Raw genomic sequence first — 25111 nt, 5'->3', positions numbered from 1 at the left:
TCCCCGATCGTGTGTCCTGCACCACACCGGGAGCGTAACGCGCCGTACGCGCAGGTAACGCCACTCCTATCCCCGTGTCGGGTTAGGGTCACCAGGTGACCGACCGCCTAGTCTGGATCGACTGCGAGATGACGGGGCTCGACCTCGGCAAAGAAGCGTTGATCGAAATCGCCGCCCTCGTCACCGACGCGGAACTCAACGTGCTCGGCGACGGAGTCGACATCGTCATCCACGCCGACGAGGAAAAACTCGCCGGGATGCCCGACGTCGTCCGCGAGATGCACGCCCACTCCGGCCTCACCGAAGAGGTCCGAGCCTCCAGCGTCACCCTCGAAGAAGCCGAACGGCGCGTCCTCGACTACATCCGCGAGCACGTCCCCGAACCGGGCACCGCGCCGCTCGCCGGCAACTCCATCGCCACCGACCGCGGCTTCATCGCCCGCGACATGCCGGCCCTCGACGCCCACCTGCACTACCGCATGGTCGACGTCTCCTCGGTGAAGGAACTCGTCCGCCGCTGGTACCCGCGCATCTACTACGCCAAGCCGGAAAAGGGCCTCGCCCACCGGGCCCTCGCCGACATCCGGGAATCCATCGGCGAACTCGACTACTACCGCCGCGTCGCCTTCGTCCCCCAGCCCGGGCCCACCAGCGACGAAGCCAAAGCCGCGGCCGCTGAAGTGCAGGAACAGCACCAAAGGTAACCCCCTGCGAACCCCGCGAGGGCACCCGCTACGATTACAGCCAACGAGGTGATCGCAAGCGGTTCCCTCGCTGATGGTGGGCGTAGCTCAGCTGGTAGAGCACCTGGTTGTGGTCCAGGAGGTCGCGGGTTCGAAACCCGTCGCTCACCCCATGGCCCCAGGCTGGTCGGTTGCTTCGCAACCTTTCCTCAGCCTGGGGTATCGCCTTTTTGTGGGGGTTGAACCCCCACGCCCCCGCCGGGGGCTTGCCCCCGGCCCCCCGTCCCGCGTGGTCACCTTTTGCGGACCCCGTCCCGTGTGGTCAGGTTTTGGCTGGTGGGTGGAGCCAGGTGGGGCGTGCGGCCGTGATCAGCAGTAGGGCCAGTGCCAGGGTTACGTAGAGGGCGTGGGCTGCTGCTTGGGCTAGCGGTGGGTGGTGTGCCGGGAGGATTACCAGGCCTACCAGGGGGATTTCCTTGCGGCCGGTTCCGACCTGCCACGGGAAGAGGAGCAGGTAGGTCGCGGCGAGGGCTGCTGCCGGGTACCAGGTGCGGGCGTTGTGGGCGGCGCAGGCTGCCATCACGAAGAACGGGATGAACCAGACCCAGTAGTGCGTCCAGGTCCAGGGGGTGACCAGGACCATCAGGGCGCCGATCGTGCTCACTGCCAGGAGTTCGCGGTTTTCGCGGTGGGCTCGGAGGGCGATCCAGAACGCCGCCAGTGCGACCAGGGCCGCTACCGGGATCCAGATCGGGCCCGCGACGTCCGGGATGTCGAGGATGCGCGCCAGCGCGCCGCGGATCGACTGGTTCTCCGGGGAGGTCGCGTCGCTGTCGCCGGTGATGCGCGACGGGTCCGCCAGGTTCGCGGCCCAGAACGCCGCCGAGTCGCGGGGGAACGCCACGAAGCCCGCGAGGACCGTCGCGGCGAACGTTCCGACGGCCACCGCTGCCGCTTTGAACCGGCGGGTGAGCAGGAGGTAGACCACGAAGATGGCCGGGGTCAGCTTGATCGCCGCCGCCAAGCCCACCCCGGCACCCGTCCACCACCGGTTGCGGCCGGTCAGGTCGGCGAGGACCAGGAGGAGCAGCAACAGGTTGACCTGGCCCGCCGTGAAGTTCATCAGGACCGGCTGGAGCGGGAGGGCCAACGCCGTGAGGGCCGCCGTTGCCGCCGCACGGCCGTGGTCCCGGGCGTAACCCAGGCTACCCAGCGAAATCCAGACGACCGCCAGCAGCGAGAACAAGTTGACCAGCAAGGCGAAGAGCGGCAGGAGCAGTTTCGGGACCACCGTCAGGGGCACGAAGAGGCCCGCGGCGAACGGCGTGTACTTGAACGTGCCGCCGATCGTCGGCAACGCCGAGACGCCCTGCTCGTAGAGGGGCATGCCCGCGCGGACGGCCTTGCCGGTCGCCACGTAGGAGCGGAAGTCTTCGAGGTAGACGCCCGCTTTCGTCCAGACGTCCGCCCAGACCGTGTAGCCCGCGAAGACCACCAGGAGCAGCCCGCCGGCCAGGAGCGTCCACCACAGGGGTGCCGGCAACTTGCGCTCGACCGGTGAAACGGGTGCCACCACTTTCGCCATCGGATCCCCTCGGATGCGCGAGGAGGCAGTCTGACAGGTCACAACGGACCGCCCGACCTTAGCCCATTGGTGGCGCCTCTCACGACCAGGTGGCTCAGCGTGCGCGAGCCGATGACCGGGTGCACCGTGTCCTGGTGGAAAGTTCACGCCCGAAGCTGCGCAACCGGAAGAAGCTGCGCTACGAGGACATCACCGTCGTCGACCGATCCCTGCTCAAGCGCGCGGTGGGAGCCGCCGCGCTGGGCAACGCCATGGAGTGGTTCGACTTCGGCGTCTACGCCTACATCGCCGACACCATCGCCGAGGTGTTCTTCCCGCCCACGGTCTCCGCCGGGGTCCGGCTGATCGGCACCTTCGGCGCCTTCACCGCCGCGTTCCTCATGCGCCCCCTCGGCGGGCTCGTGTTCGGCCCGCTCGGCGACCGCATCGGACGGCAGAAGGTCCTCGCCGTCACCATGATCATGATGGCGATCGGCACCCTGTGCATCGGGCTGATCCCGTCGTACTCCTCCATCGGCGTCTGGTCCCCGATCCTGCTCGTCCTCGCCCGGATGGTGCAGGGCTTCTCCACCGGCGGCGAGTACGGCGGCGCGACGACGTTCATCGCCGAGTACTCCCCCGACAAGCGCCGCGGCTTCATGGGCTCGTGGCTCGAGTTCGGCACGCTGTCCGGGTACGTGCTCGGCGCGTCCGTCGTCACCGGCATGAAGGCGTGGGTCCCGCACGAGACGCTGCTCGACTGGGGCTGGCGGATCCCGTTCCTCGTCGCCGGCCCGCTCGGCATCATCGGCCTCTACATGCGCCTCAAGCTCGAGGAGACCCCGGCGTTCCAGAAGCACGCCGAGGAAGCCGAGAAGCGCGGCCGCTCCGGCGAGCCGTTCTGGAAGATGTTCACCGAGTACTGGCCCGCGCTGCTCATCTGCGTCGGCCTGGTGCTGGTGTTCAACGTCACCGACTACATGCTGCTGTCCTACATGCCGACGTACCTGTCCGAGCAGCTGCACCTCGACGCCACCCACGGGCTGCTGCTGATCATCGTCGTCATGGTCGTGATGATGCTCATCATCATGGTCGGCGGCCGGATCACCGACCAGGTCGGCCGCAAGCCCGTCATGATGGCGGGCTGCCTCGGGTTCCTCGTGCTGTCCTGGCCGCTGATGCTGCTGGTGCACGACGGCGGCCTCGTCGTCACGTTCCTCGGGCTGATGGGCCTCGGCCTGCTGCTGCTCTGCTTCGAGGTGTCGATGCCTTCGGCGCTGCCGGCGCTGTTCCCGACGGCGATCCGGTACGGCGCGCTGTCGATCGCGTTCAACATTTCGGTGTCGCTCTTCGGCGGCACGACACCGCTGGTGATGCAGTCGCTGATCTCCGCGACCGGCCACGACTTCTGGCCGGCCTGGTACCTGATGGCGGCGGGCGCGATCGGCGCGGTCGCGGTGTTCTTCAGCCGCGAGACGGCGAACAAGCCGCTCTGGGGCTCGGGGCCCGCGGTGTCGAGCGAGGCCGAGGCGCGGGAGCTGATGCGCGCCTCGGCCAAGGACGGCTAGTTGCCGGCGGTCCGCCACTCGTCCCAGGACAGCTGCCAGACGCTCCACCCGTCGGTCGGCTCCAGCTTCGGGCCGCCGCTGTTCTGGACGGTGACGATGTCGCCCTTCTTGGACGTGTCCATCAACCATTTCGTGTTCTCGGTCGACAGGTTCAGGCAGCCGTGGCTGACGTTGCTGTGCCCCTGCTGCCGGACCGACCACGGCGCGGAGTGGTAGAAGATGCCGCTGTAGGACAGGCGCACCGCGTACTGGACGAAGGTGCGGTACCCGCCGGGCGCGTCCTCGGGCACGCCGTAGGTGCCGGAGTCCATGGTGTAGCCGGTGTGCTCGCTCATGACGGTGTAGGTCCCGGCCGGCGTGTTGTGCCCGGGCTTGCCCATCGACGTCGGCATGGTCTTGACCACCTGGTCGTTGATCGTGACCGTCATCTGGTGGGTCCCGCCGTCGGCGACGGCGACGAGCTTGTCCCCGACCGCGCCGCTCACGCTCTTGTCCTCCCGGCCGTAGCTGCCGTTGCCGAGCGGCTTGCCGTAGACGGCGGCGTCCACCTTGATCTTGGTGCCGCTCTTCCAGTAGTCCTTCGGCCGCCAGGTGACCTGCTTGTCGCCGGACCAGCGGAACGCGCCCTCGGTGGCCGGCTCCGCGGTGATCTTGAGCGCCTTCTCGGCCGCGGCCTTGTCGGCGACGTTCCCGGTGAAGGTGAAGATCAGCGGCATCCCGACCCCGACGGTCTCCCCCTCGACGAGGTTCACCGAAACACCCAGCTGCCGCGCGGGCTTGGCGGTGCTGAAGCTCGACTCCGCCGTGACCGGCTTGCCGTCACCACCGATCGCGGTCGCGGTCAGCTTGTACGTCTTGTTGTAGCCGAGCGGCTCGGCGGAGTCCCACCCGGAGCCGTCGGCCCGCGCCTTCCCGGCGACGACCTTCCCATCGGCCCCGGTCAGCTTCACCTCGCCGACCTTCCCCCCGGCAACGCTCACACTCACCGGCTCCCCGGGAGCGACGTCCTTGGCATCCTTCGCAGGCGTAACCGTGAGCACGGCGGGCTTCGGAGCGGGCTCGGGCGCACTCGACGACGCCCTCTCCGCGGGCGGTTCACCCGAAGGACTGCTGCTGCACCCGGCCACGGTGAGCCCGATCACCCCAGCGGCCACCAGCAGCCGCGCCTTCATACCCCGCATGCCCACCCGCCTGTTTCGCCGTCGATGTCCGACTACAGTGTGCCCGACCAGGCGGGACGCCGTGGCAGCAATGCCCGAACCCGCTTAGGGGACCCCCCTGAAACGGGGGGCGAACGGGGTGCTAATCTTTTCCACGTCGCCGAGGGAAGCCTCCGGCAGACACCGGCGCCATTAGCTCAATTGGCAGAGCAGCTGGCTCTTAACCAGCGGGTTCGGGGTTCGAGTCCCTGATGGCGCACCCACCACCACCCCAGGTTCGATCTCTTCGGCCTGGGGTTTTGTGGTATCCGGAATCATTCCTTCCACTTCCTCTCTGTCCATTGTGGTCTCCTGCGAGCCCGAGGGCGCACGCCGGGTGCAACGCCTTCCGCGGATCGCCCCAGCCAGCACCTTGATCGACGAGTGCCGGTCCGCCGTCTCGCGGACCGCGGCCAGCTCTCCTACGCGGTACTCGATGCGGAGCAAGTCTCGGTAGCGGATCTCGCTCACCGGCTCGGCCGGCAAACCGCGTGCGGCGGCTCGGCGTGCTGCCGGGAGGTCTCCGGCTCGCTGGGATGTTGCTGAACGGTATGCCCTGGAACAGGTCGAGAGCTTGCTGCAGATCCGGTACCGCACGGTCTCGGTCGGCCTCCCGGCGACGCGGATGATCGTGGTGACCTGCCTCGACCACCGAGTCGACCCGGCGATCGTCCTCGGGCTCCGGCGCGCCCGTCGTCCGCAATGCCGGTGGCCTCGTGACCCAGGGCGTCATCGACGACATCGCCTACCCCGAGATCGCCGTCATCCACCACGCGCAGTGCGGAAACGGGCCTGCTGGCCGCCCCGGCGTTCCGGCACCGCGCGGCCGAAGCGACCCACGTCGCGGAGCCGGTTCTGGCGGCCTCGATCGTCACCGACCCGCGCCAGACCATTTCGGACAGCCGGACCACCTGAAGACCCGCCTCTGCCTCGATCGTCAGTCGAGGCCTTCGATGCGCGGAAGTCGTGCTCGAAGCCGTCGCTCACCTTTCCCGGCCCTGGAGCCACGCGCCGCGTTGGACCGGGGTGGCCCAGGAGCTGAGGGGGAGGGGCCGCCCGGGACACCCCGGCACTCTCCGAGACGCCTCCGTGGCCCGACAATGACGCGACAGCCCCGAAATACCTGCGCATCATCGATGGGTGACCCGTCATTGCGGTGACACGGGCCCGAGCCACATGGTCGGCAGGAAAGCGATCGCGCACTTCCTTGCCGAGGACTTCACCCGGTTGTTCGTGCGCGACGTCGAAGTCACATTTCACGGCCTCCACGCCGACGGCGACCGAGTGATCGTGGAGGAAACGATGACCTCGATTCTGGCCAACGGCAACCACTACGCCAACGACTACTGCCTGGTTTTCGAGCTCCGGGACGGCCTGAGGAGTAGCCGGCCCGCGGCTGACCTGCATCAGCTGTCCCGGATCGCCCTCCGCCATCGACAGCTGCAACTGGCCGCCACTGGGGAGTTCCAGCTGGCCACTAACCCTCGGGTGGGGGATATTCGCGCAAGACGACGTCACGTCGATCGGCGGCGAAGGTTTCGCCTACGAGTGATCGGGCGAGGCCGGATGTTCCGGACTCGTCATTCGCTCATTGCCCGCACCGAAGTCTCCGGGACGGCTGGTGCGGGCGAGGGGACACAGGGTGCTTCCTCGTTTCGCCGGGGCGGCGAGGAGGCGTGAACGGGCGGGCCCGCCGCAGGGGGCGGACCCGCCCCTTCGCGCGCGTGCAGACGTCCTGTTCGAAGGCTTCAGGGTCGGTGTCCGCAGGGCGCACCCGGGCCGGATTGCGGGTGGCGTCGTGCCCGTCCGGGGTCCCCCGCGCGGGGTCGCCCACCAGGAAGCTGGAGCAGGGCAAGTCGCGCTCGATAGCCCAGACTGGGCGCATGGGTCAAGCGGGGATGACAGTGAAAAGGGAGCACGCCGGCGCGGTTGCCCGCCACACGCGACGGGTGCTGTACGGAGCGGGCCTGGGAGCGTTGCTCGCGTCCGCGGCCTGGGTGATGTTCTGGGCGGCGATGCACGTCTAGCGCCGGGGCCGACCGCGCACCTTCGACCTGCTTCGGTCGCCATCCGATTCCCTCGGAGCGTGCCCTTCTCGACTACGGCGGCGTTGTCGACATCGACATCAGCGAAACCCGCATCGGCGGGCTCGAGCCGCCGACCACCCCGGCGTCAGCGCGGTCACCGCCGACTTCCCCACTGGGCTGCCGCTTGACACTCGGCGTCTGCGCGCACGGGTCATCGCGCTCTCCTTGCCTGCAGAGGCGGTGGACACGGCCCGGTTGTGAGAGTCGCCTCATCGGCGATCATCCCGGCGTCATGACGGGCGGCCATTTCGGTCACATGACAGGCACCAGCGGGGATGACGAGAAGGGCAGGCCCGTGAGCGGGAGAGAAGATGCCGGCGCGGCCGATTGCATGCGCAGCGGGCTTCGGCGCCGTTGGCGGGTCGCGAGTATCACCAGCGGGTGGCGGTTTCCGCGGGACTGGGCAGTACCGGAAGTGGATGCGGTGTGCCGCTCGGCCGTGGTGCGCGGCAACCTGGCCGGGGCGCTGGCCGAACTGGGCCGAGCGCGCGCACACTCGGGTGCCGGGCTGGACGAGACCCTGTACGACGTCGCGGCGCTGCACGCGGTCCTGCAGAACGGATCGGACACCGACGGGCTGATCTCCGCCGATCCCGGCGCCGTGCCACCCGCCATGCTCCGAGCCGCCACAGCAGGCTGGACGGACGTCTCGTCCCTTGCTTGTGACCCGGCGGCTACCGAACCCCTGACCGGCCTGGCGACCGAGGAACACCTTCGTGCCCGGCTGGTCGAGGTGTACCGCCAGGCCGTGGGAGACCGCACGGCGCCGGTGCTGCTGGTGATCGGAATCGAGCTGTCCCACGTCGCCCGCCGATACCGGCCGATGGCCATGGTCCTGGTCGCCGACGTGGTGCGCGATGTCTTCGACGACGGGGAGACCGCCGCGGTACTCGACTGGTCGACCGCGGTCGTCCTGGCCCAGCCGGACGCGGGCTTGCAGGACCGCATCAGGCACACCCGCCGCCGGATCGCCGATCGGCTCGCGGGCGATCCGCAGCTGGCCGCTGCGGCCGGCCCCGAAGTCAGGTCCCATCGCTTGCCCGACACCGCGGAGCGGGTGGGCGACCTGCTGCGCAACGTCGCCGGCCGTGGCGGAAAGCGGGGATACCGCGAGCGTTGATCCGAGCGGGTCAGCACCTCGGCCACCTGCTCATCGTGATGGCTTCTTGCGCCCTCGACGGCCTCCTCCGACCGGCAGCATCAGTACGCCGAGCACAATCCCGACCCCGCCCAGGACCGGCGCGGTGACGTCCACGCCCGTGTGCGGCAGGTTTCGCGGTAGTCGGCGATGTGCCGCCGGCACAGGCGCGCAGTCCCCCATCCCTCAAATCCGGTCTGATCACAAGGATCCCGCGGCGTGCCGCGCACTCCGAAGTCGTCCACAAAGGAATCAGCACACGGTCCCGGGTCAACCGGCGCGGATGAGGTGGCCCGGCGTGCCGGAGCGGCGCGTGTCAGAGCCCGACGACGCGCCGCTCCGTCCGGAAAATGGCCTCGCGTTCGGATTCGGACAGGCCGCCCCAGACGCCGTAGGGCTCGCGCGTCGGGGTGGAAGAAGACCGTGCTGCTCACGCCCCGGCACTTGCTGTCGAGCTGCCAGTCCCATTCGTCCGTGTTCGGGCCGGGGAGCCTGCGGATGGTCGTCCTGTCGCCCTCCATGGTGACGGTGGCCCGGAACTCCGGTCGGGTGCCCGCGGCCCGGGCACGACGAGCAGCCCGACCCGCTGGCGGGAGAACCCGATCACGCTCGCGACGGCGGCCTTGAGGTTGTCGTAGCGGATCACGTTGAAGGCGTGGACGTGACCCTCGAAGAAGACTTCCTGCCCAGCCGAGGCACTGACCCTGTGCACGGCCTTGCCCGAGTAGGATAGCCGAAGGCTGAACAGCGCGCAGGTTACGAGCTCGCCGCGCAGGCGGATGACGACGTACTCGCGCACCATCCAGTACGACACCACCCCGGCCCCATCAGGTTCGTCAAGCAGTCGATCGAAGATCCGCTTCGCCGTGTGTCGCTGCTTCCGCGGCGCGTCGAGGTCCGAGCGCAGCCAGTCGTCGATCACCACTCGGTACGCGTCAAGCCGTAAGCCGCGTTTGGCGTACAGGTCGACCCGGGAACGCGGCTGCGTCATCGGTGGCACTCCTGACCTGAGCACGACTTTCGGCACCGGGCCACCGCCCGGGAACGGTGACCGCATGCGACCACATCCCGGAATCAGTGGCCCTACCGAGGTGCCTGGTCATGTGCTGCGCAGGGCTTCGGTGGGCGGTACTGAGTCGGCCCGGAGTGCGGGGTACGACCGACGACGGAGCCGATGAGCAGCGAGTAGGCCAGGTCGAGTCCCACTGAAGCCCAGGTCAGTACGACGGCCTCGCGGGCCCCTCAGTGTTCGCTGCCGAAGAACCGCAGCAACAGCGGGCCGACGATCTGTGGGTCGACGACGTGATCCGGCCCCTCGAGGGTCTCCCGTTGAGCGTGGGGTAGTAGGTCTGCGAGCTCGTCGGCTGCGCGGTCGAAGAAGTCCGAGGGCAGGCCTGCCATGTAGGGGACCGTGATCGGTCCTCCGGTGGTGACCAGGACCGGTTGGGTGACCGTTGCCAGTCGATCGGCCGGCAATTGGTAGCGGTTGAGGAAGAGGCTGTCGTGGACCAGCGTGGGCGCGAGGGCGACCGCATCCGCCCAATGCGCCGTCTGCTTGCCTGCCGCTTTCCTGGCCGCGATGTTGTCGTCGGAGGCGCCGGTCATGCGCATGAACAGTTCGAGAACCTCCTCGTCTCGCCCGGCGTCGAAGGCGCGTCGGGTGTCCGCGACGTACTCCTCGAATCGCGGGCGTATGTCGTCCCCGACCGCGTAGGGCACCTCCCACACGGCGATCGTGTCGATGGCTGACCCGGCCGCGGCGGCTTCCAGAGCCAGCGCGCCACCAGAGGACGCCCCGAACAGGTGTGCCGAGCCACCAGCCTCCGCGATCAACGCATCCAGGTCCTCGATCTCCCTTTCCACGGCGTAGGGCTCGGTGAAGCCGCTCGCGCCGCGTCCCCGACGGGCATAGTTGTAAACCGTGAAGTGCTCGGCGAGAGCAGGTACCAAGGGAGCGTTCTCGGCTCCGTCGTCCTGTGCGCCGCCTACCAGGACGACAGCCGGGCCGCTTCCCTTCCGGTCGTAGGCGATGGTGGTGCCGTCGTTTGATGTCACGCGAAAGGCCATCTCGTTCATCTCACATCTCCTTCCCGTGGTCGATCACCGCTATCCGGTCGGCCAGCTGGTCGGCCGCCCGCTCCCTGCCTCGGCGACGTGAGTAGCCGAGCAGCCTGGCGAGCAGCAACAGGTTCTCCACCCCGGTGAGGTCCTCGTCGATCGACGCGAACTGCCCGGTGAGGCTCACCTTGCTTCGCACCGCCTGGGCGTCACGCACGACGTCGTAGCCGAGCACCCGCGCCTCTCCGGCGTCGGGGCGCAGGAGCGTGGCCAGCATGCGGATCGTGGTGGTTTTGACTTGCCCCGTTCGGACCGAGCACGCCGTACACGCCACCGGCGCTCACGGCCAGATCCACACCGGCGATCGATCGCGAACTTGCCCATGGGTCCGAGTCCTTCTCTCGGTGTTGCGAACGGATTGGGTGAGCTAGTCAAGTTTGACTACTTGGTCAGAGTGCACGAGGAGAGACGTCTAGTCAAGGTTGACTAGAAGCGCATCTTGAGGGGATCGTGGACCGTCCGCCACGAACCCGGATCATCGGCCATGGTGTAGGCGCCCTCAGACAGTCGTTTGCTCAGGCTCTTCGCCCACTCCAGTTCGGTGCGTGCGTGTCCCGCCCACAGTTCGGCCTGATCGCGGACGTGTTCGGGAATGTCGGGGTTCGGGTTCTCCCACCCCTTGGCCTGCCCTACGAGCTCCGCCTCCAGGCGCGCGACCCGCTCGTTGACGTGCGCGATGGCATCTGTCCTGGTCAACATGGGCAACATGGCGATGGACGCGCCGAGCATGGCCGGGTCGTGGGTGCGCCGCAGACCGTCGCGGACCAGTTCGACCAGCTCGTCACGTCCCCGAGCTGTCGCGCGGTACAAAACGCGCTCTGGCCCGGAGTTGCCCGGCTCGGCCTGTTCGGTGAGGAGGCCATCAGCCGCCGCCTTCTTCAGCGCGTGATAAATCGAGCCGGGCTTGATCTTGGCCCAGATCTCCGCACCCCAGCTCTGCAGCTCGGACCGCACCTGGTAGCCATGCGCGCCGCCGGAGAGGTGCACGACACCGAGTACCAGGAGCTTCGTCGCCGACATACGCCCACCTCCGCTCATCTGCTCGGACACCAACACTAGGGTGCCCTCCTGGTCCGGATGGTGTCAGCACTGACCTGCAAACGGTGCTGGCGGAGACCTCCAAAGCCAGACGCCTGGCTCTACGGACACACTCCGCCGCCTACCGGCGACGTGCCTCGGCGATGTCGCCGACGTGCTGCTCGGCCCAGTCCCGCACCGGGACAAGCACCTCGAACAACGATCGCCCGAGTGCGGTGAGCGAATACTCCACCTTCGGGGGCACCGCCGCGGGCGTCTCGAGCCGGTCGACGATCCCGTCGGACTCCAGGGTCCGCAGCGTCTCGGTCAGCGCCTTGGCGGTCACGCCCTCCACGACCCTCTTGAGCTCGGTGAACCGCAGTGGCCCCGAGTCCAGCGCGTTGAGCACGGTTGGCACCCAGCGCGCACCGACCAGATTGAGCACCGACCAGCTCGGACACCGAGCGGCGAGCAGATCGTGCGCAGTACCCATCGCCTGGCTCCTCCTGGTTTCGTTGAAGATACCGATCTTCCGAAGATACCTTCACCCGCATGGGAGAACGGGCCGGAGGAGAATCGCCGTGGACCTGGAGCTGAAGGGCAAGATCGCCCTCGTCTGCGGCTCGTCGTCGGGAATGGGGCTGGGCATCGCCGAAGTCCTCGCCGAAGAAGGCGCCGACCTCGTCATGACCGCCCGGCGCGGCGACGTCCTGGTCGGCCACGCCGCGAGGATCGGCGCCCACGCGGTCCCGGCGGACCTGAGCCGACCGGACGAGCCCGCGCGCGTGGTCGCGGAAACGGTGCAGCGGCTCGGCGGGTTGGACATCGTGCTGTGGAACAGCGGCGGGCCGCGCCCGGGCAGCGCACTCGACTTGACGCCAGAGCACGTGGCCAAGGCCGCCGAGACAGTGCTGCTCCCGCTCGTCAGGCTCGTCCGGGCCGCCGTCCCGCACCTGCGGCGGAGCACGAGCGGACGGATCCTGGCGATCACGACGACCGGGGTCCGGGAGCCCACGCCCGGGATGGCGGCGTCCAACGCGGTCCGCCCCGGGATCCACGGCTACCTGAAGACCCTGGCCGCCGAGCTGGGACCGGACGGCATCACCGTGAACACCTTGGCGCCGGGCCGGATCGCCACGCCGCGTCGGGACGAGGTGTACCCGGCCGGGGTGCCGCCGCACCTCGCCGAAGAGATTCCGGTGCGGCGGTGGGGAACGGTCCGGGAATTCGCCGACGTGGCCGCGTTTCTGGCCTCTCCCCGGGCCTCGTACGTGACGGGCACGACCACCTACGTCGACGGCGGCCTGACGAGGAGTACGTCGTGAACCTTGTACGGGTCGGTTCAGCGCAGCCCGCACAAAGACGACACGCCGACTCATCCTGAACTGAGCTCCACACCGGAGGCGGCGGTGACGGCCGCGGAGACATGCGCGGCCGGGCCGACATGGCGGAGTTCGCCCCCGCCAGGCCCCACCTGGCGAACGCCGAGCGGCTCCCCGACCTGAGAATCGTTGTCCGTGACGGTCTATCTGGCTCAACGCTCCGTGCGCTCCTGTCCACCGCAGAGGCTGTCTCCGGTGGACGTGCGCGAGTAGATCACCTGGCGTCCGTCCCGGCGGCGAGCCACAAGTCCGGTAGCGCGCAGTACGCCAAGGTGGGTGTTCACCCCTCCGGGGCTCCACCCTGTGCTGCGGGAGATCGCGAGCGTCGAGGCCGGAACGTCGAGCGATCGGAGGATCGCTGCCCGTCGCCGGCCGATGAGCTCGTCGAGGGCGTTGCCGCTGCCCGCCTGCGACCAGAGGTCTCCGACTCCGGGAGCCTGGTAGGTGACCGCGGGGTCCCACGGCGCGTCGATTCGCGGCCACACGCCAAAGGCGAAGACCGACGGAATGAGCAGCATGCCGCGGCCGTCCAGATCCACATCCCGGGGCGCGGTCCCGACCGGCGCGATCGTCAGGGTCTCGCCGTCCCAGGAGACGTTTCGAGCGAGCTCGGTGAAGGCGGCCTGACCTCCCACGGCGACGAGGCGTCGAGCGCGGGCGGCGATCTCACTCTCCAAGAACGCCGACATCGACGGCCACCACGGCTCGATCGCAGCGGACCAGAACGCCCGCAACTGCCCGACGAGCGCGGCCAGCGCACCGGACGGATCGCCGACGAACACCTCTGCGGAGGGCGGCACGCCCTCGGGATAGGCGCGCCGGACATCGGCTCTCACGACGCCCGGATCCGTGGCGGCGAGCCGCGTCAGCTCGTCCTCGATCCACGGATGCGGGCTGACCGGCGGTGGCGCGTTGAAGTTCGGCCACGACCTGCGACCCAGCGGCGCGGCAGCGAACACCAGCCCCAGGTCGAGACCTTCCAGCCGAGGCGTTACGGCCGCGACCCACCTCCGATGCTCCGGGAAATCGCCCGGTCGACGCACGACGTAGCTGGCTCCCGCGAGCTCGATCAACGGTGAGATGGCGAACCGCGTCCGGAGGAGGTCGTCGCGATCGAATCGGAACCGGATGCCCGGCCGCTCGGAGGACACAGATTCAGAATAGCTTGAATCTCTTCGGTCATCGCCGCTCCCTCCCGTAGACCTGACCCGTTCACACGAAGTCCCGAGAAGGAGGAGTCATGACCGACGTGATCATGCACAACGTGACCTCGGCCGACGGGTTCATCGCCGACGACCACGACGACATCGGGCCGCTGTTCGACTGGTACTTCAACGGCGAGGAGCCGCTCAGCGACGACGGCTCGTTCCGCATGACGCCGCAGTCGGCCGATTACGTCCGCTCGACCTGGGCGGCCATCGGAGCGATGGTCATCGGCCGGCGGCTGTTCGACTTGATGAACGGGTGGGATGGCCGTCCGCCGGTCGGCGACCACGTCGTCGTCGTGTCCCACCGGCCCAAGCCCGACGGCTGGCACCCCGAGGCCTCCTACCACTTCGTCGACGGCGTCGCGGAAGCCGTGGCGCAGGCGCGCCACCTCGCCGGCGACCGAGCTGTTTCCGTCGCCTCCGGGGAAGTCGGCGGACAAGCGTTCGCGGCGGGTCTCGTGAACGAGGTCGCCATGGACGTCGTGCCCGTCGTGTTCGGTTCGGGCAGGCGATACTTCGGCTCGGTGACCGGTCAGCACCGACTTGAGGATCCGCACGTCGTCATCCGAGGCGATCGCGTGCTGCACCTGAGGTATCGGGTTCGTCGTGCCGGGTGACGACTTCGACGCACACGCCAGGGCTCTCATCGACCAGAACACCTATCTGGTGCTGGGAACCGTCGATGGTCAGGGCAGGCCGTGGACGACGCCGGTCTACTTCGCCGCTCAGCACCCGCGGGAGTTCTTCTGGATGTCCAACGTGGACGCACGACACTCCCGCAACCTTCGTGCGCGCGCGTCGGTGAGCCTCGTCGTGTTCGACTCGACGGCCGCCGTCGGGGGCGCCCGCGCACTGTACGCGGCCGGCGACGCCGCGGAGGTCGCTCCCGTGGACCTGGCCTCCGCCCTGCGTGTCTACCCCGGCCCCGCCCGGCGGGGCGGTCGCCGTGTCACCGCTGACGACGTGAGCGAACCAGCTCCGTGGCGCCTCTATCGTGCCGTCGTCACAGACCTGTGGGTGCTGTGCCCCAGAGAACTCGGCATGCCCTGCGCGGCCCACTCCCGTGCGGACGACCACCGAGCGCGGGTCACCTGACGACTGCAACGGCAGTCTCCCGGACGGCGACAAGGTTGCCCGCGCGGTACTCGATGCGGAGCAAGTCTCGGTAGAGGATCTCACTCACGGGCTCGGCCAACAGCCCGCGCGACGTCGACGATCGCGTCGATCATCTCCCGCTGCAGCCAGGAACTCCACGCGTACCGGCCAGGTGGGACGTTGCTGAACGGTGTGCCCTGGACCAGGTCCAGGGCTTGCTGCAAGTCCGAGACACCGCGGTCTCGGAACCGGTGCCAGTCGGAGGTAAAGGAACCGGACATCCGGTAGCCGCCGTGGCGGGCGTCGACGTTCGGGACGGACAGCTCGCCGTTCTCGCCGCGGCCGAGCCAGGTTCGGAGCCGGTGACACCGGGGTGCAGGGCGAGGTACACGGCCCCGTGGAGCCGGACGGGGCCGAGTAACCGGAGCGAGGGCATCGCCGTCGCAACCGGACGTGGGGCAACCGGGACCGTCGGCCTGGACCTGAACCGGTTGCAACGTAGCATGCCACGTTGCAAACTAGGTACCCGATCCGTCCCCACCCGGAGGTCAAAGGTGACCGACTTCGATCGACGCGACGTGCTGCGTGCCCTCACCGCGCTGGGAGTGACGGGGGTGACCGCGAGCCTGCTCGGCGGTACCGCCGAAGCCGCCGGCACCGACCCGCTCTCCCTGAAGTTCTCCGTCACGGAACAGTTCCGGCCCTTCGCCCTGATCGCCCCGAAGTTCGTCCAGGTCGACACCGCGGCCCGGCCCGGCGCCCTCATCAAGACCGGCGTCCGGCCGAAAGCGCCCTACGGGACGGTGACCGTCGACGTGCTCGACGCCGGCGCGCCCGTGGTCGCCGGGCTCGCCGGCAACGGCGTCTCCGTGCTCGGCACCTACGACCCCGCCGCCGGGCAGGCCGGCATCGAAATCACCACCGCGAGCGGCACCTCCGTCGTCAAGACAGCGGCGGCGGCCCTGCCGGGAGCGTTCGGCTTCGCCGTGGTGATCAACGAAAACGCCGTAACGGTGCTGGCCGACACCGGCACCGGCTGGCGGCCGCTGCTGACCGAGCGCGACCAGGTCCGCGCGCGGATCGACCTGCGCGACCCGGCGGTGCTGGGCGAGCTCGGCTACGCGTACGGCAGCCGCGGCCCGGCGCGGCTGGGCCGGGTACGGGCCGGCTACTTCGGCCAGGCGGGGGTGCGCGACCCGCACGTCGTGCAGTACGCCGACGGCCGGCCCTACATCCGCGGCGGCAAGCTCTACCTGACCATGACCAACGCCGGGCTCGGCTTCTTCCAGCAGGCGCACTGGGCGGTGTGGACGCTCGACCTGGCCGATCCCACGAAGCTGGAGCAGGTCGCGACACTGTTCTTCGCGCGCGACGGCGTCGTGCTCGGCGACCACGCCGGCCAGATCGTCATCGACGACGACCGGTTCATCCTGCTGATGAGCTCCTGGGGCGACTTCTCCTTCACCGGTGTCCACGTCCGGCACACCGTCACCCGCGAGAACGTGCTCTCCGGCGTGCACGTCCTGCCGACGCGGCAGCTCCCGCTGCCGACCACCGTCAGTTCGTGGGACCCCGCGCTGACCCGGATCGACGGCCGGTGGCACATCGCGTTCGTCGAAAGCCCCGCGCAGCAACCGTCGTTCGTGTTCCACCCCGCGCTCGCGGCCGCGCCACGCGGCGCCGACTACGACCACGGCCTGACGCTGCTGGGCGCCGACACATCGGTCGACCAGACCGAAGGCACGATCCTGCAGCGGGTGGGCGGCCGGTGGTACTTGTTCGCCAGCGACGGCGACGCCCGCGAATACCCGGTCTACGACCTGCGGCTGCGCAAGCTGGGCACGCTGAACGCGCCGTACGGCACGAACATCCCGCACCCGATGCTCGTGCGGATCGGGAACCAGTGGTGGCTCCCCACGTTCAACGGCACGCAATACGCGGAGGACGTCCTCGGCTACGGCGGCCACGGCGACTTCATCCTGATGCGGGCCTGAACCCGTTTTGCCGTTCCGGCACCGGGATAGCCGATCGTGCAGCCGGAGCGGCTCCAGGTGCTGTGGGCGCGGGCCGGGCCCGGCGTCGTCGTCCTCGTTCTCTCCCGTGAGCTGGACGCGGGCACGGCGCCGATGCTCGGTCAGGCCGCCGCACGGGTGCAGGCGAACCCGGGTGCGGGTGCTGGACTGCCACCTCACGCGGTTGCGAAGCGGCACATCAACATCACGACGGCGGACCCGAGTACATGACCGCCCTTGCGGACGTCGTCGTTGTACCACTCGCCGCAGCACGTCCGACGCCAGTCACCTGCCGATCTTGCTCGGTTCTCCACTTCCGGAGAATCCGCCGACCGTGGTTGTGCGTACCAGCCACTCGATCCAGTACTCCCACATCCGCTGCCTGAACCGGCGCCAAGGTTTTGCCTTCTTCAACGCACCGTTCAACAACTCGACCGCCAACACGCTCAGGGCTGCCGCCGAACCGATGTTCGCCACCAACGACAGGCTGGTGCCGAACCCGAATGCCGGCCAGGCCACCCAGCGACCCGACGGGCGACCGTTGCCGCACGTCTTCCACAGCTCGACCGTCGCGATCGTCAGCAGACCGTCGACCAGCAGCGGCCAGATCGATAAGGTCTTGAGCAAGCCATTTCCTGAGCCGTGTCACGATCGCATCGCCTTGCTCGCGGGCTCGGAAGCCGTCTCAACACGCCCGCGCGACCGATCAGGAAGCGTCGACCAGCAGCTTGGTGCAGGCGACACCGCCCGGCAGTCGCGAGCCCGGGAGTGCAGTGCGGCCGGCCTCCCGCGATGCGCCCCGGACAAGCGCGTACCTCCCGCTACTCCCTGCCGGGCGGGTCCCCTGCTTCAGCGTCCGCGCTGAGCAGCCGGGTGAGGTAGTCGAGGTCCTGCCGGAGCAGCTCGACGGCCCCGAGCGGGGTCGGCGCGTCCGGGGTGCGGCCGGCCGCCCTGACCACCATCTGCACCGCGTTGTCCGCGATCTGCTCGGCCACCGGCTCGGCGGGGTGCGCCGGGGACGGGTGGAACCACCAGGCCACCCAGTTGCACATGCCGATGATCGACAGGGCCGTGATGCGGGCGTCGACCGGGCGGAAGGACCCGGCGGTGACGCCCTCCTCGATGAGTGCGGTGATCTCGCGGAGTACGGCCCGCCGGCTCTGGAGGTGCTTCTTCGCGATTTCCGGCGGGAGCGCCTGGTCGCTGCGGTCGAGCGTGCGGAACTGCTCCGGCTGCTCGGCGCGGCGCAGAGCCAGGGTGCGTACGAGCATGCGCAGCTTCGCGGCCGGGTCGAGGTCGGTCCGCTGCCGGACCTCCCGCAACGAGCTCGCCGCGCTCCGGGCCGTCGCCTCGACCATCGCGACGAGCAGTTCGTCCTTGCTCTTGACGTAGTTGTAGAGGTTGGGGCGGCTCAGCCCGACCGCGTCCGCGACGTCCTGCAGGGTGGTCCCGTCGTAGCCGCGTTCGGCGAACAGCCGCATCGCCTGGTCGAGGATCTCGCTCATGAGCAGCTTGCGCCGGGGAGTCGCGCGCCCAGCGCCCTTCGCGGTCACCACAGCCACCCCTCGCCCATCACCCCGCACATCCTAACCGCGGGCCGCGCACTCGGCCGCGAAGGCCAGCTGCCGCAGGTGCAGCGCGCGGGAGAGCCGGTGGTGGTCGAGGTTGTGGCCGGCGCCGGCCTGGAGCCGGGCGTCCACCCACGGGGCGGCCTCGAAGTACCCGGTGAACGCGGCCACGCGGCTCTCGTCGACGACCCACAGGCCGTCGTACTCGGCGAGCGTGTACTGCACCGGAACGGTCACCGCCGCGGCGAGCCGCGCCACTTCTTCCGGCCACTTCCCGACGATCTCGAGCATCTCCGCCAGCGGAACCGGCTCCACAGCGGCCTTCGCCGCTGCCACCGCCTCGGCGTCGACGGTTCCTTCCGGGCCGTAGAGCAGAGCGCGTCGCTGTTCGGGCGGCAGTTCCACCGGCGCGCCCGCGGGCAGGGCGTGCCACGCGTCGGTGACGTGCGCGGGAGACCGGTCCCCCACCCCGTGGATCGAGAGGCCCAGCAACGGCCAGCGCGGCTGACGCGCGGCGAGGTGCACCGCGATGGCCCCGCCGATGGAGTGCCCGAGCAGGACCACGCCCGGCCGTCCCTCGCCGTGCTCCGTCCACAAGGCACCGATCGTGGCGTCGAGCGCTTCGGCTTGGCGGGCGAAGGTCGCCTCACCGCCGGGAAGCGGATCGCTCGCGCCGTAGCCGGGACGGTCCGGGGTGAACACCCGGAACCCGGCCGCCGCGCCCAGCTCGAGCAGCGAGTGGCCGGGCACGTCGAAGTACCCGCGGTGGTAGCCGCCGCCGTGCAGGGCCACGACGAGCGGTGCGCCCGCCACTTCCGCAGTCGCCATGCCCGCATCCCTCCGACTCATGATCCTAACAGGAACGTCTTGATCCTGACGCTTCAGTATCGCACAAGTCAACACCGATACTCACTCGTCAGAATATTGACGCATGCGACAGAGTGTGCCTACGCTCACCCGCAGAGCTCGACCGAGAGGAGCACGGAAATGTCATCTCCGGCGCACACGGTGCGGGGCGTCGACCACGCGGCGTTCCCCACGTTCGACCCGCGGGCCACCATCACCTTCTACCGGGACGTCCTCGGCTTCCCCGTCGTCCACGCGACCTGCGCGCTCGGCTGGGGCCCCGGTGACCACCCGGACTTCATCCACTTCTTCTTCGACATCGGCAACGGCGACCGGCTGGCGTTCTTCTACTACTTCGGGGAGGCGCCCTACCGCGACGCCGACCTCCCCGACCTGCTGCACCGCGCCCGGCACCTCGCGATCCACGTGGACAGTGAGGAGGACCTCCTGGAGTACCGGCGCCGGCTGGACGCGAGCGACTGGCCGTGTGAGCTGCAGGTGCGGCACGAGACCGTCGAGTCGATCTACGTCACCGATCCCAACGGGTACCTGATGGAGATCACCCGGCCGCTGCGCGCGATCACCGCCGAAGACGACATCGACGCGAACCTGAGCGTCGACGCGCTCATGGAGGTGGCCGGCGAGCCCGAGCCGTCCCTCGAGAAGTTCTACGCGCGCAAGGCGAAGCTGATCGCCGAGCGCTACGAGGGCGAGCCGGAACTGGTGACATTCGCATGACCACGCTGTTCGTCCTCGACGTCGACGACTTCCGCCCGCTGGCCGAGGTCGCGGCCAAGGACCCGGACACGGCGGTCCGGCGCCGGGGCCCCTACCTCGAAGTCTCCGCCCCCGGCGAGATCCGCGTCGAACGCGCCGCGACCGGGTGCCGCAACGCCATCTGGTACAGCTCGGTCGCCGCCGTCCGGGACGGCCGGGTCAGCCGCTGGGACAAGACGGAGCTGGTGGTCGTGCCCACCGGGACCGGCGCATGAGCGCGCTGGCGGTGGACCGGCTCGGCGCGGGCCGGGACGTCCACACCGAGCCGGCGCCGGCCGGCGTCACCGTGCGCACGCACCAGCTCACCACCTTCGACGGCGCCAAGGTCGAGGGCGTGCTGCACACCCTCGACGGCGCGACGACGGTGGTCACCCTCATGCACCCACGGCAGTCGGTGACGCACCACCCGATGATCCCGCTGCTGCTGCGTAGCGGCGTCTCGGTCTGGACGCAGGGCACCCGCTCGCCGAACAACGACATCGCCCTGGTCCACGAGCAGGCGCTGCTGGACGCCGCGGCGGGACACGTTTTCCTGCGGGACAACGGGTTCGAGGCGGTCGTGTCGTTCGGCCACTCCGGTGGTGGAGCGCTTTCGGCGTTCTACATCGAGCAGGCGTCCCTCGAGCCCGAACTGCGGTTGGACGTGACACCGGCGGGCCGGCCGATCGCGCTGGCGGGCGCCCGGATGCCGGTGCCGGACGGCGCGATCTTCCTCGCGCCGCACCCCGGGCAGGGAAAAGTGCTGCTGAACTGCATCGACCCCGCCGTCACCGACGAGTCGGACCCGATGTCGGCCGATCCCGCGCTCGACATGTACTCGCCGCGCAACGGGTTCGCGCCGCCCCCGGCGCCGAGCCGCTACCCGCTGGATTTCCTGCGCGCCTACCGCGCGGCCCAGCGGGACCGGATCGCGCGGATCGACGCCCGTGCCGTCGAGCTCGCCGCGGAGGCGTCGCAGGCCCGCACGCGCTTCGCCCGCACCGGGGACCGCGACGATCGGCGAGCCTCCCTCGCGCCACGGCTGATCACCACCTACCGCACCGACGCCGACCCCCCGTCCGTGGACCTGTCGATCGACCCGAACGACCGCCACTACGGCTCGTTGTTCGGCGGGCGCCCCGACCTGGTCAACTACGGCTTGGTGGGGTTCGGCCGGCTGACCACTCCGGACGCGTGGTTGTCGACCTGGTCGGCGAACCACTCCAACGCGGCTTTCACGCGCTGCGCACCCGGAGTGCGGCTGCCGGCGCTGTACCTGGAGTTCAGCGGTGACCAGGCCGCGCTCCCGGGCGTCAGCGCCGGGATGTTCGCGGCCCTGGCCGCCGAGGACAAAACCCGGCACGTCGTCCGGGGACAGCACTTCGGGCAACCGGTCGCCGAGGGCGAACCGACGGGGTACGCCGTCGCCGCCGTCCACGTCGAACGCTGGCTGGCCGACCGGTTCGCCACCGCACCACCACAGAAAACGAGGTGAAGGAAGTGGGCTCCATCGGAGTCGTCTACGACAGCGGCTACGGCCACACCGCCGCACAGGCCAGGGCCGTGGGTGAGGGGGCGGCCTCGGTGCCGGGTGCCGACGTCGCGCTGTACTTCGCCGAGGAAGTCGCCGCCGACCCGCGGCAGCTCGATCCCTGCGACGCGCTGATCTTCGGCACCCCGACCTACATGGGCAGCGGCTCGGCGGTCTTCAAGACGTTCATGGAAAGCAGCGCCAAGATCTGGACCGGTCAGGGCTGGAAGGGCAAGCTCGCGGCGGGCTTCACCAACTCCAGCGGTCATTCCGGGGACAAGCTCAACACCCTCACCCAGCTCTGGCTCTTCGCCATGCAGCACGGCATGGTCTGGGTCGGGCTCGGCCTGCTCGACGGCAACGGCCGCAGCACGGGCTCGCACGACGAGCTGAACCGGCTCGGCGCCTACGCCGGCGCCATGGCACAGTCCAATTCGGACCAGGGGCTGGAAGGCATGCGGGACAGCGATCTGCGCACGGCGTCGGCCCTGGGAAGGCGCGTCGCACAGCACGTCGCGCACTGGCAAGGAGGTGGACAGTGACGTCCGGAAAGATCCTCGTCGTCGGCGGTGGCCCGGCCGGCTTGTTCTTCTCGATCCTCGCCCGGCGGGCGCTCCCGTCCACCGCGGTCCACGTCCGCGAGCGGAACCCGCGCGGGGTGACCTACGGCTGGGGCGTGGCGTTCACCGAAAGCGCGGCCGCCGCGCTCCGGCCGGCCGCGCCGGACGTCGTCGACGCGCTCACCACCAACACCCGGCACGACCGGATGGTCATCAGCCTCGACGGCACCGGCGTGCCGGTCCAGGTCGGAGCCAGCCACCTGAACGCCCGCTGGGCCCTGCTCGACACCCTGGAGAAGTTCGCGCTCGACGCCGGGGTGACCGTCGAACACGGCTGCGACACGGCCGTGACCGAGGACGACGACCTGGCCGGCTGGGACCTCGTCGTCGGTGCCGACGGCGTCAACAGCACCACCCGCGACCGCTTCGCCGAGCACTTCCGGCCCAGCGTCGAGCTGGGGAGCAACTGGCTGGCCTGGTACGGCACCCCGAAGCCCTACCCGCCGTCGATCATCCTCCAGAACAGCGAGCACGGGATCCTCATGGTCCACGCCTCGGGGTTCTCGGCCGAGCTGAGCAACTTCACCGTCGAGGTCGGCCAGGAAACGTTCGACAAGCTCGGCTTCGCCGACCTGACCGAGGACGAGTCCCGCGAGCTGTGCGAGCGGCTCTTCGCCGGATCGCTGGACGGCGCGCCGCTGCGCAGCGACCACTCCCCCTGGTTCCGGACGAAGTTCGTCCGGTGCGCGCGGTGGACCCACCGCAACCTCGTGCTGATCGGGGACGCGCTGCACACCGTCCACCCGTCGATCGGCTCCGGCACCCGGTTCGCGATGCGGGACGCGGTCTACCTCACCGAGGCCTTGACCGGCGCCGAGTGGGACATCGAAATCGGCCTCAAGGAGTTCGAGCGGGTGCGCAAGCCCGTCGCGGACGCCTTCCAGGCCGCCGCGAAACGCAGCATCGACTGGTACGAAGGGCTTCCGTCGCGCACCATCACCCACCCGACGAAGTTCGCGCTCGAGTACCTGATGCGCACGGGCCGGGTGTCCTACCGGGACTTCCGGCGGGAGAATCGCGACGTGGTCCTCGGCTACGAACGGGAACTGCGGTGACCGCGCCCGGGAAGCTCGTCCGCTATCCGGCCGACGAGGAAGCTCGCTACGTCCGCGAAGGACTGTGGGAATCGCCCACGATCGCCGAACACCTGCACGCCGTCGCACGGGAACACGGTGACCGGGACGCCCTGGTCTGCGGCCGGGACCGGCTGACCTTCGCGGAGCTGGACCGCGTCACCGACCAGCGCGCGGCCGGGCTCCACCGGCTCGGGCTGGCACCCGGTGGGGCGGTCCTGCTGCAGGTGCACAACACCGTCAACACCGTCATCGCGTGGTACGCGCTGCTCAAGGCCGGCCTGGTCCCCGTGTGCACGCTGCCGCTGCACCGCGGGCACGAGATCGGCGAGATCGCGCGGCAGACGAGTCCGGTGGCCCACCTCGTCGCCGCCCGCGATCCGCGCTTCGACCTCGTCGGCTTCGCCTTCCAGCAGGCCGAGGCGGCCGGGGTCGAGCGCACGGTCTTGGTCTCCGACGGACGGGCGGCCGACCCGCGGGCCGCCGAGCTGGACACCTTGGGCGACGACATCGACGCCGCCGAAGCCCGTGCGGTCGTCGAGGGCATCCAGGCCGGTCTCGGCCGGCAGTCGCTCGCGGTGTTCCAGCTCTCGGGCGGCACCACGGGAGTGCCCAAGGTCATCCCCTGCCTGCACGCGCCTTACTGGCACTACGGAGCGAGCCTCGCCCGCGCGATGGGCTGGGCGCCCGGCGACCGGATCGCGTTCCTGATGCCGATCGTGCACAACGCGGGCGTCATCATCGGTCTGCACGGCCCGCACAGCGTGGGAGCGACCCTCGTGCTGGGAGTTCCCGACGCCGCGGCCGCGCTCGACCTCGTCGTCGGCGCCGCGGCCACCGACGTCGTGCTCGGCCCGTTCGCCTTCGACCTGGCGCTGGAGCCGGGGCTGGCCGCCGCCACCGCACTGCGGAGGGTGCTGTTCAGCGGCAAGAAGGTGCCCGCCAAGCACATGGAGACGCTGGCGGCGCGGGGGGTCTGGGGCGGGCAGATCTTCGGCATGAGCGAAGGACTTTGCCTCACCACCCCGCTCGCCTTCCCGCCCGAGGCACGCGCGGCGAGCGTCGGCGTACCGATTTCGCCCGCGGACGAGATCCGGCTGTACGAACCGGGAACCGAGGTGGAAGTGGCCCCCGGCGAGGTCGGGGAGCTCTGCGCCCGCGGGCCGTACACCCTGCGCGGCTACTACGACGCCGCCGAGCACAACCGGCGCGCCTTCACCGCCGACGGGTTCTACCGGACCGGTGACCTCATGGCGGAACGCACGATCGGCGGCGTCCGGTGCTACACCGTCGAGGGCCGGATCAAGAACATGATCAGCCGCGGCGGTGAGAAGATCAACACCGAGGAGGTCGAACTCCTCCTCGGTTCCCACGACGCCGTCGCCGAAGCGGCCCTGGTGGCGATGCCCGACCCGCGACTCGGTGAACGGGCGTGCGCCTTCGTCGTCACCCGGGACGGCCGGCCGCTCGACCTCGCCGAGGTCCGGGCCCACTTCGAACGCCTCGAAGTCGCGAAGTACAAGTGGCCGGAGCGGGTCGTCGTGCTGCCGGAGATGCCGCGCGTCAGCCAGGTCGGCAAGATCGATCGCCGCCGGCTGCGGCAGATCGCGGAGGCGCTCGGCGTCGAGACGCCCTGAGCACTCCCC

General features: G+C 69.7%; 27 protein-coding genes, 2 tRNA genes and 2 pseudogenes. 18 read left to right on the top strand and 13 right to left on the bottom strand.

Annotated features, from left to right (window positions below):
* Window positions 1-95 precede the first annotated feature (95 nt).
* Together orn and EIY87_RS31525 are read left to right on the top strand one after the other, a co-directional pair.
* Window positions 96-704: an oligoribonuclease gene (gene orn / locus EIY87_RS31530; RefSeq protein ID WP_125313424.1), complete on the top strand. Its 609-nt coding sequence runs from the start codon at window positions 96-98 to the stop codon at window positions 702-704.
* 76 nt (window positions 705-780) lie between these two features.
* Window positions 781-856: transfer RNA gene (locus EIY87_RS31525), tRNA-His, on the top strand.
* 149 nt (window positions 857-1005) lie between these two features.
* Here EIY87_RS31525 and EIY87_RS31520 read toward each other — a convergent pair.
* The gene (locus tag EIY87_RS31520; RefSeq protein ID WP_125313423.1) at window positions 1006-2268 is read right to left on the bottom strand and encodes a glycosyltransferase 87 family protein; all 1263 of its coding nucleotides are present in this window, start codon (window positions 2266-2268) and stop codon (window positions 1006-1008) included.
* 134 nt (window positions 2269-2402) lie between these two features.
* Between EIY87_RS31520 and proP the strand changes: the two genes are divergently transcribed.
* Complete coding sequence (gene proP, locus EIY87_RS31515; protein WP_191984319.1) at window positions 2403-3815, top strand: glycine betaine/L-proline transporter ProP; 1413 nt, start codon at window positions 2403-2405, stop codon at window positions 3813-3815.
* On the opposite strand, the gene EIY87_RS31510 is transcribed toward proP, so the two are convergent.
* The gene (locus tag EIY87_RS31510) at window positions 3812-4996 is read right to left on the bottom strand and encodes a L,D-transpeptidase family protein (protein ID WP_191984318.1); all 1185 of its coding nucleotides are present in this window, start codon (window positions 4994-4996) and stop codon (window positions 3812-3814) included. The genes proP and EIY87_RS31510 overlap by 4 nt on opposite strands.
* A 165-nt stretch (window positions 4997-5161) precedes the next feature.
* Between EIY87_RS31510 and EIY87_RS31505 the strand changes: the two genes are divergently transcribed.
* The 4 genes from EIY87_RS31505 (at window position 5162) to EIY87_RS31490 (ending at window position 8221) form a co-directional block, all read left to right on the top strand.
* Window positions 5162-5234, top strand: a tRNA-Lys gene (locus tag EIY87_RS31505).
* A 920-nt stretch (window positions 5235-6154) separates the two neighbouring features.
* Complete coding sequence (locus tag EIY87_RS31495; RefSeq protein WP_225440140.1) at window positions 6155-6694, top strand: nuclear transport factor 2 family protein; 540 nt, start codon at window positions 6155-6157, stop codon at window positions 6692-6694.
* Between the two features lie 218 nt (window positions 6695-6912).
* On the top strand, window positions 6913-7041 hold the full coding sequence (locus tag EIY87_RS49010; protein ID WP_263855641.1) for a hypothetical protein: 129 nt from the start codon (window positions 6913-6915) through the stop codon (window positions 7039-7041).
* Window positions 7042-7525: 484 nt separating this feature from the next.
* Window positions 7526-8221, top strand: coding sequence for a hypothetical protein (locus tag EIY87_RS31490; RefSeq protein WP_125313421.1), 696 nt, complete (start codon window positions 7526-7528; stop codon window positions 8219-8221).
* 334 nt (window positions 8222-8555) lie between these two features.
* On the opposite strand, the pseudogene EIY87_RS49335 reads toward EIY87_RS31490, so the two are convergent.
* From EIY87_RS49335 to EIY87_RS31460, 6 genes and pseudogenes are all read right to left on the bottom strand, one after another.
* Window positions 8556-8621: pseudogene (locus EIY87_RS49335) on the bottom strand (hypothetical protein); the annotation flags it as partial.
* Between the two features lie 48 nt (window positions 8622-8669).
* The gene (locus tag EIY87_RS48580) at window positions 8670-9230 is read right to left on the bottom strand and encodes a hypothetical protein (RefSeq protein WP_225440161.1); all 561 of its coding nucleotides are present in this window, start codon (window positions 9228-9230) and stop codon (window positions 8670-8672) included.
* Window positions 9231-9481: 251 nt separating this feature from the next.
* Entirely contained in the window at window positions 9482-10315 is an 834-nt protein-coding gene (locus EIY87_RS31475; protein ID WP_125313420.1) for an alpha/beta fold hydrolase, read from the bottom strand.
* Between the two features lie 40 nt (window positions 10316-10355).
* Window positions 10356-10716, bottom strand: a pseudogene (locus tag EIY87_RS31470) (ATP-binding cassette domain-containing protein); the annotation flags it as partial.
* 67 nt (window positions 10717-10783) lie between these two features.
* On the bottom strand, window positions 10784-11407 hold the full coding sequence (locus tag EIY87_RS31465; protein WP_225440139.1) for a PadR family transcriptional regulator: 624 nt from the start codon (window positions 11405-11407) through the stop codon (window positions 10784-10786).
* 109 nt (window positions 11408-11516) lie between these two features.
* Window positions 11517-11867, bottom strand: coding sequence for a winged helix-turn-helix transcriptional regulator (locus tag EIY87_RS31460; RefSeq protein WP_125313419.1), 351 nt, complete (start codon window positions 11865-11867; stop codon window positions 11517-11519).
* Between the two features lie 88 nt (window positions 11868-11955).
* On the opposite strand from EIY87_RS31460, the gene EIY87_RS31455 reads away from it, so the two are divergent.
* The gene (locus EIY87_RS31455; RefSeq protein ID WP_125313418.1) at window positions 11956-12699 is read left to right on the top strand and encodes an SDR family oxidoreductase; all 744 of its coding nucleotides are present in this window, start codon (window positions 11956-11958) and stop codon (window positions 12697-12699) included.
* Window positions 12700-12908: 209 nt separating this feature from the next.
* Here the strand turns inward: EIY87_RS31455 and EIY87_RS31450 are convergent, their stop codons facing one another.
* Window positions 12909-13907 carry a helix-turn-helix domain-containing protein gene (locus EIY87_RS31450; protein WP_125313417.1) on the bottom strand — a complete coding sequence of 333 codons (999 nt, stop codon included), beginning with the start codon at window positions 13905-13907 and terminating at the stop codon, window positions 12909-12911.
* Window positions 13908-13996: 89 nt separating this feature from the next.
* Here EIY87_RS31450 and EIY87_RS31445 point away from each other — a divergent pair, with 89 nt between their 5' ends.
* Together EIY87_RS31445 and EIY87_RS31440 are read left to right on the top strand one after the other, a co-directional pair.
* A complete protein-coding gene (locus EIY87_RS31445; RefSeq protein ID WP_125313416.1) occupies window positions 13997-14581 on the top strand; it encodes a dihydrofolate reductase family protein in 585 nt (194 codons plus the stop codon).
* Entirely contained in the window at window positions 14571-15059 is a 489-nt protein-coding gene (locus EIY87_RS31440) for a pyridoxamine 5'-phosphate oxidase family protein (protein ID WP_125313415.1), read from the top strand. The genes EIY87_RS31445 and EIY87_RS31440 overlap by 11 nt, the downstream gene beginning before the upstream one ends.
* 80 nt (window positions 15060-15139) lie before the next feature.
* Here EIY87_RS31440 and EIY87_RS48575 read toward each other — a convergent pair whose 3' ends face one another.
* Window positions 15140-15283 (bottom strand): hypothetical protein, encoded by a 144-nt coding sequence (locus tag EIY87_RS48575; protein WP_225440138.1) that lies wholly within the window; start codon window positions 15281-15283, stop codon window positions 15140-15142.
* Window positions 15284-15613: 330 nt separating this feature from the next.
* Here EIY87_RS48575 and EIY87_RS31430 point away from each other — a divergent pair, with 330 nt between their 5' ends.
* Together EIY87_RS31430 and EIY87_RS48120 are read left to right on the top strand one after the other, a co-directional pair.
* A complete protein-coding gene (locus EIY87_RS31430) occupies window positions 15614-17053 on the top strand; it encodes a hypothetical protein (RefSeq protein WP_125313414.1) in 1440 nt (479 codons plus the stop codon).
* Window positions 17054-17089: 36 nt separating this feature from the next.
* Entirely contained in the window at window positions 17090-17302 is a 213-nt protein-coding gene (locus tag EIY87_RS48120) for a hypothetical protein (RefSeq protein ID WP_191984350.1), read from the top strand.
* 54 nt (window positions 17303-17356) lie between these two features.
* Here EIY87_RS48120 and EIY87_RS31425 read toward each other — a convergent pair whose 3' ends face one another.
* The 3 genes from EIY87_RS31425 to EIY87_RS31415 all read right to left on the bottom strand — a co-directional run bounded on the left by EIY87_RS31425 (window position 17357) and on the right by EIY87_RS31415 (window position 19467).
* Window positions 17357-17698, bottom strand: coding sequence for a hypothetical protein (locus EIY87_RS31425; RefSeq protein ID WP_318531906.1), 342 nt, complete (start codon window positions 17696-17698; stop codon window positions 17357-17359).
* Between the two features lie 194 nt (window positions 17699-17892).
* Window positions 17893-18624 carry a TetR/AcrR family transcriptional regulator gene (locus EIY87_RS31420; protein WP_225440137.1) on the bottom strand — a complete coding sequence of 244 codons (732 nt, stop codon included), beginning with the start codon at window positions 18622-18624 and terminating at the stop codon, window positions 17893-17895.
* Between the two features lie 33 nt (window positions 18625-18657).
* Entirely contained in the window at window positions 18658-19467 is an 810-nt protein-coding gene (locus tag EIY87_RS31415; protein WP_158641392.1) for an alpha/beta hydrolase, read from the bottom strand.
* Between the two features lie 159 nt (window positions 19468-19626).
* On the opposite strand from EIY87_RS31415, the gene EIY87_RS31410 reads away from it, so the two are divergent.
* Genes EIY87_RS31410 through EIY87_RS31385 form a run of 6 tightly spaced genes read left to right on the top strand, consistent with a single transcriptional unit; the run spans window position 19627 to window position 25102 of the window.
* Complete coding sequence (locus EIY87_RS31410; protein ID WP_125313412.1) at window positions 19627-20223, top strand: VOC family protein; 597 nt, start codon at window positions 19627-19629, stop codon at window positions 20221-20223.
* A complete protein-coding gene (locus EIY87_RS31405; protein WP_125313411.1) occupies window positions 20220-20477 on the top strand; it encodes a hypothetical protein in 258 nt (85 codons plus the stop codon). The genes EIY87_RS31410 and EIY87_RS31405 overlap by 4 nt, the downstream gene beginning before the upstream one ends.
* On the top strand, window positions 20474-21736 hold the full coding sequence (locus tag EIY87_RS31400; protein WP_125313410.1) for an alpha/beta hydrolase: 1263 nt from the start codon (window positions 20474-20476) through the stop codon (window positions 21734-21736). The genes EIY87_RS31405 and EIY87_RS31400 overlap by 4 nt, the downstream gene beginning before the upstream one ends.
* A gap of 5 nt (window positions 21737-21741) precedes the next feature.
* Window positions 21742-22314: a flavodoxin family protein gene (locus tag EIY87_RS31395; RefSeq protein WP_125313409.1), complete on the top strand. Its 573-nt coding sequence runs from the start codon at window positions 21742-21744 to the stop codon at window positions 22312-22314.
* Window positions 22311-23447, top strand: coding sequence for an FAD-dependent monooxygenase (locus EIY87_RS31390; protein WP_125313408.1), 1137 nt, complete (start codon window positions 22311-22313; stop codon window positions 23445-23447). The genes EIY87_RS31395 and EIY87_RS31390 overlap by 4 nt, the downstream gene beginning before the upstream one ends.
* Window positions 23444-25102, top strand: a complete 1659-nt coding sequence (locus EIY87_RS31385; protein WP_125313407.1) for an AMP-binding protein — start codon at window positions 23444-23446, stop codon at window positions 25100-25102. Before EIY87_RS31390 ends, EIY87_RS31385 begins: the two co-directional genes overlap by 4 nt.
* Window positions 25103-25111: the final 9 nt, after the last annotated feature.

This window comes from Amycolatopsis eburnea (assembly GCF_003937945.1).
GTDB lineage: Bacteria > Actinomycetota > Actinomycetes > Mycobacteriales > Pseudonocardiaceae > Amycolatopsis > Amycolatopsis eburnea.
This window is presented reverse-complemented; position numbering and strand designations above follow the sequence as displayed.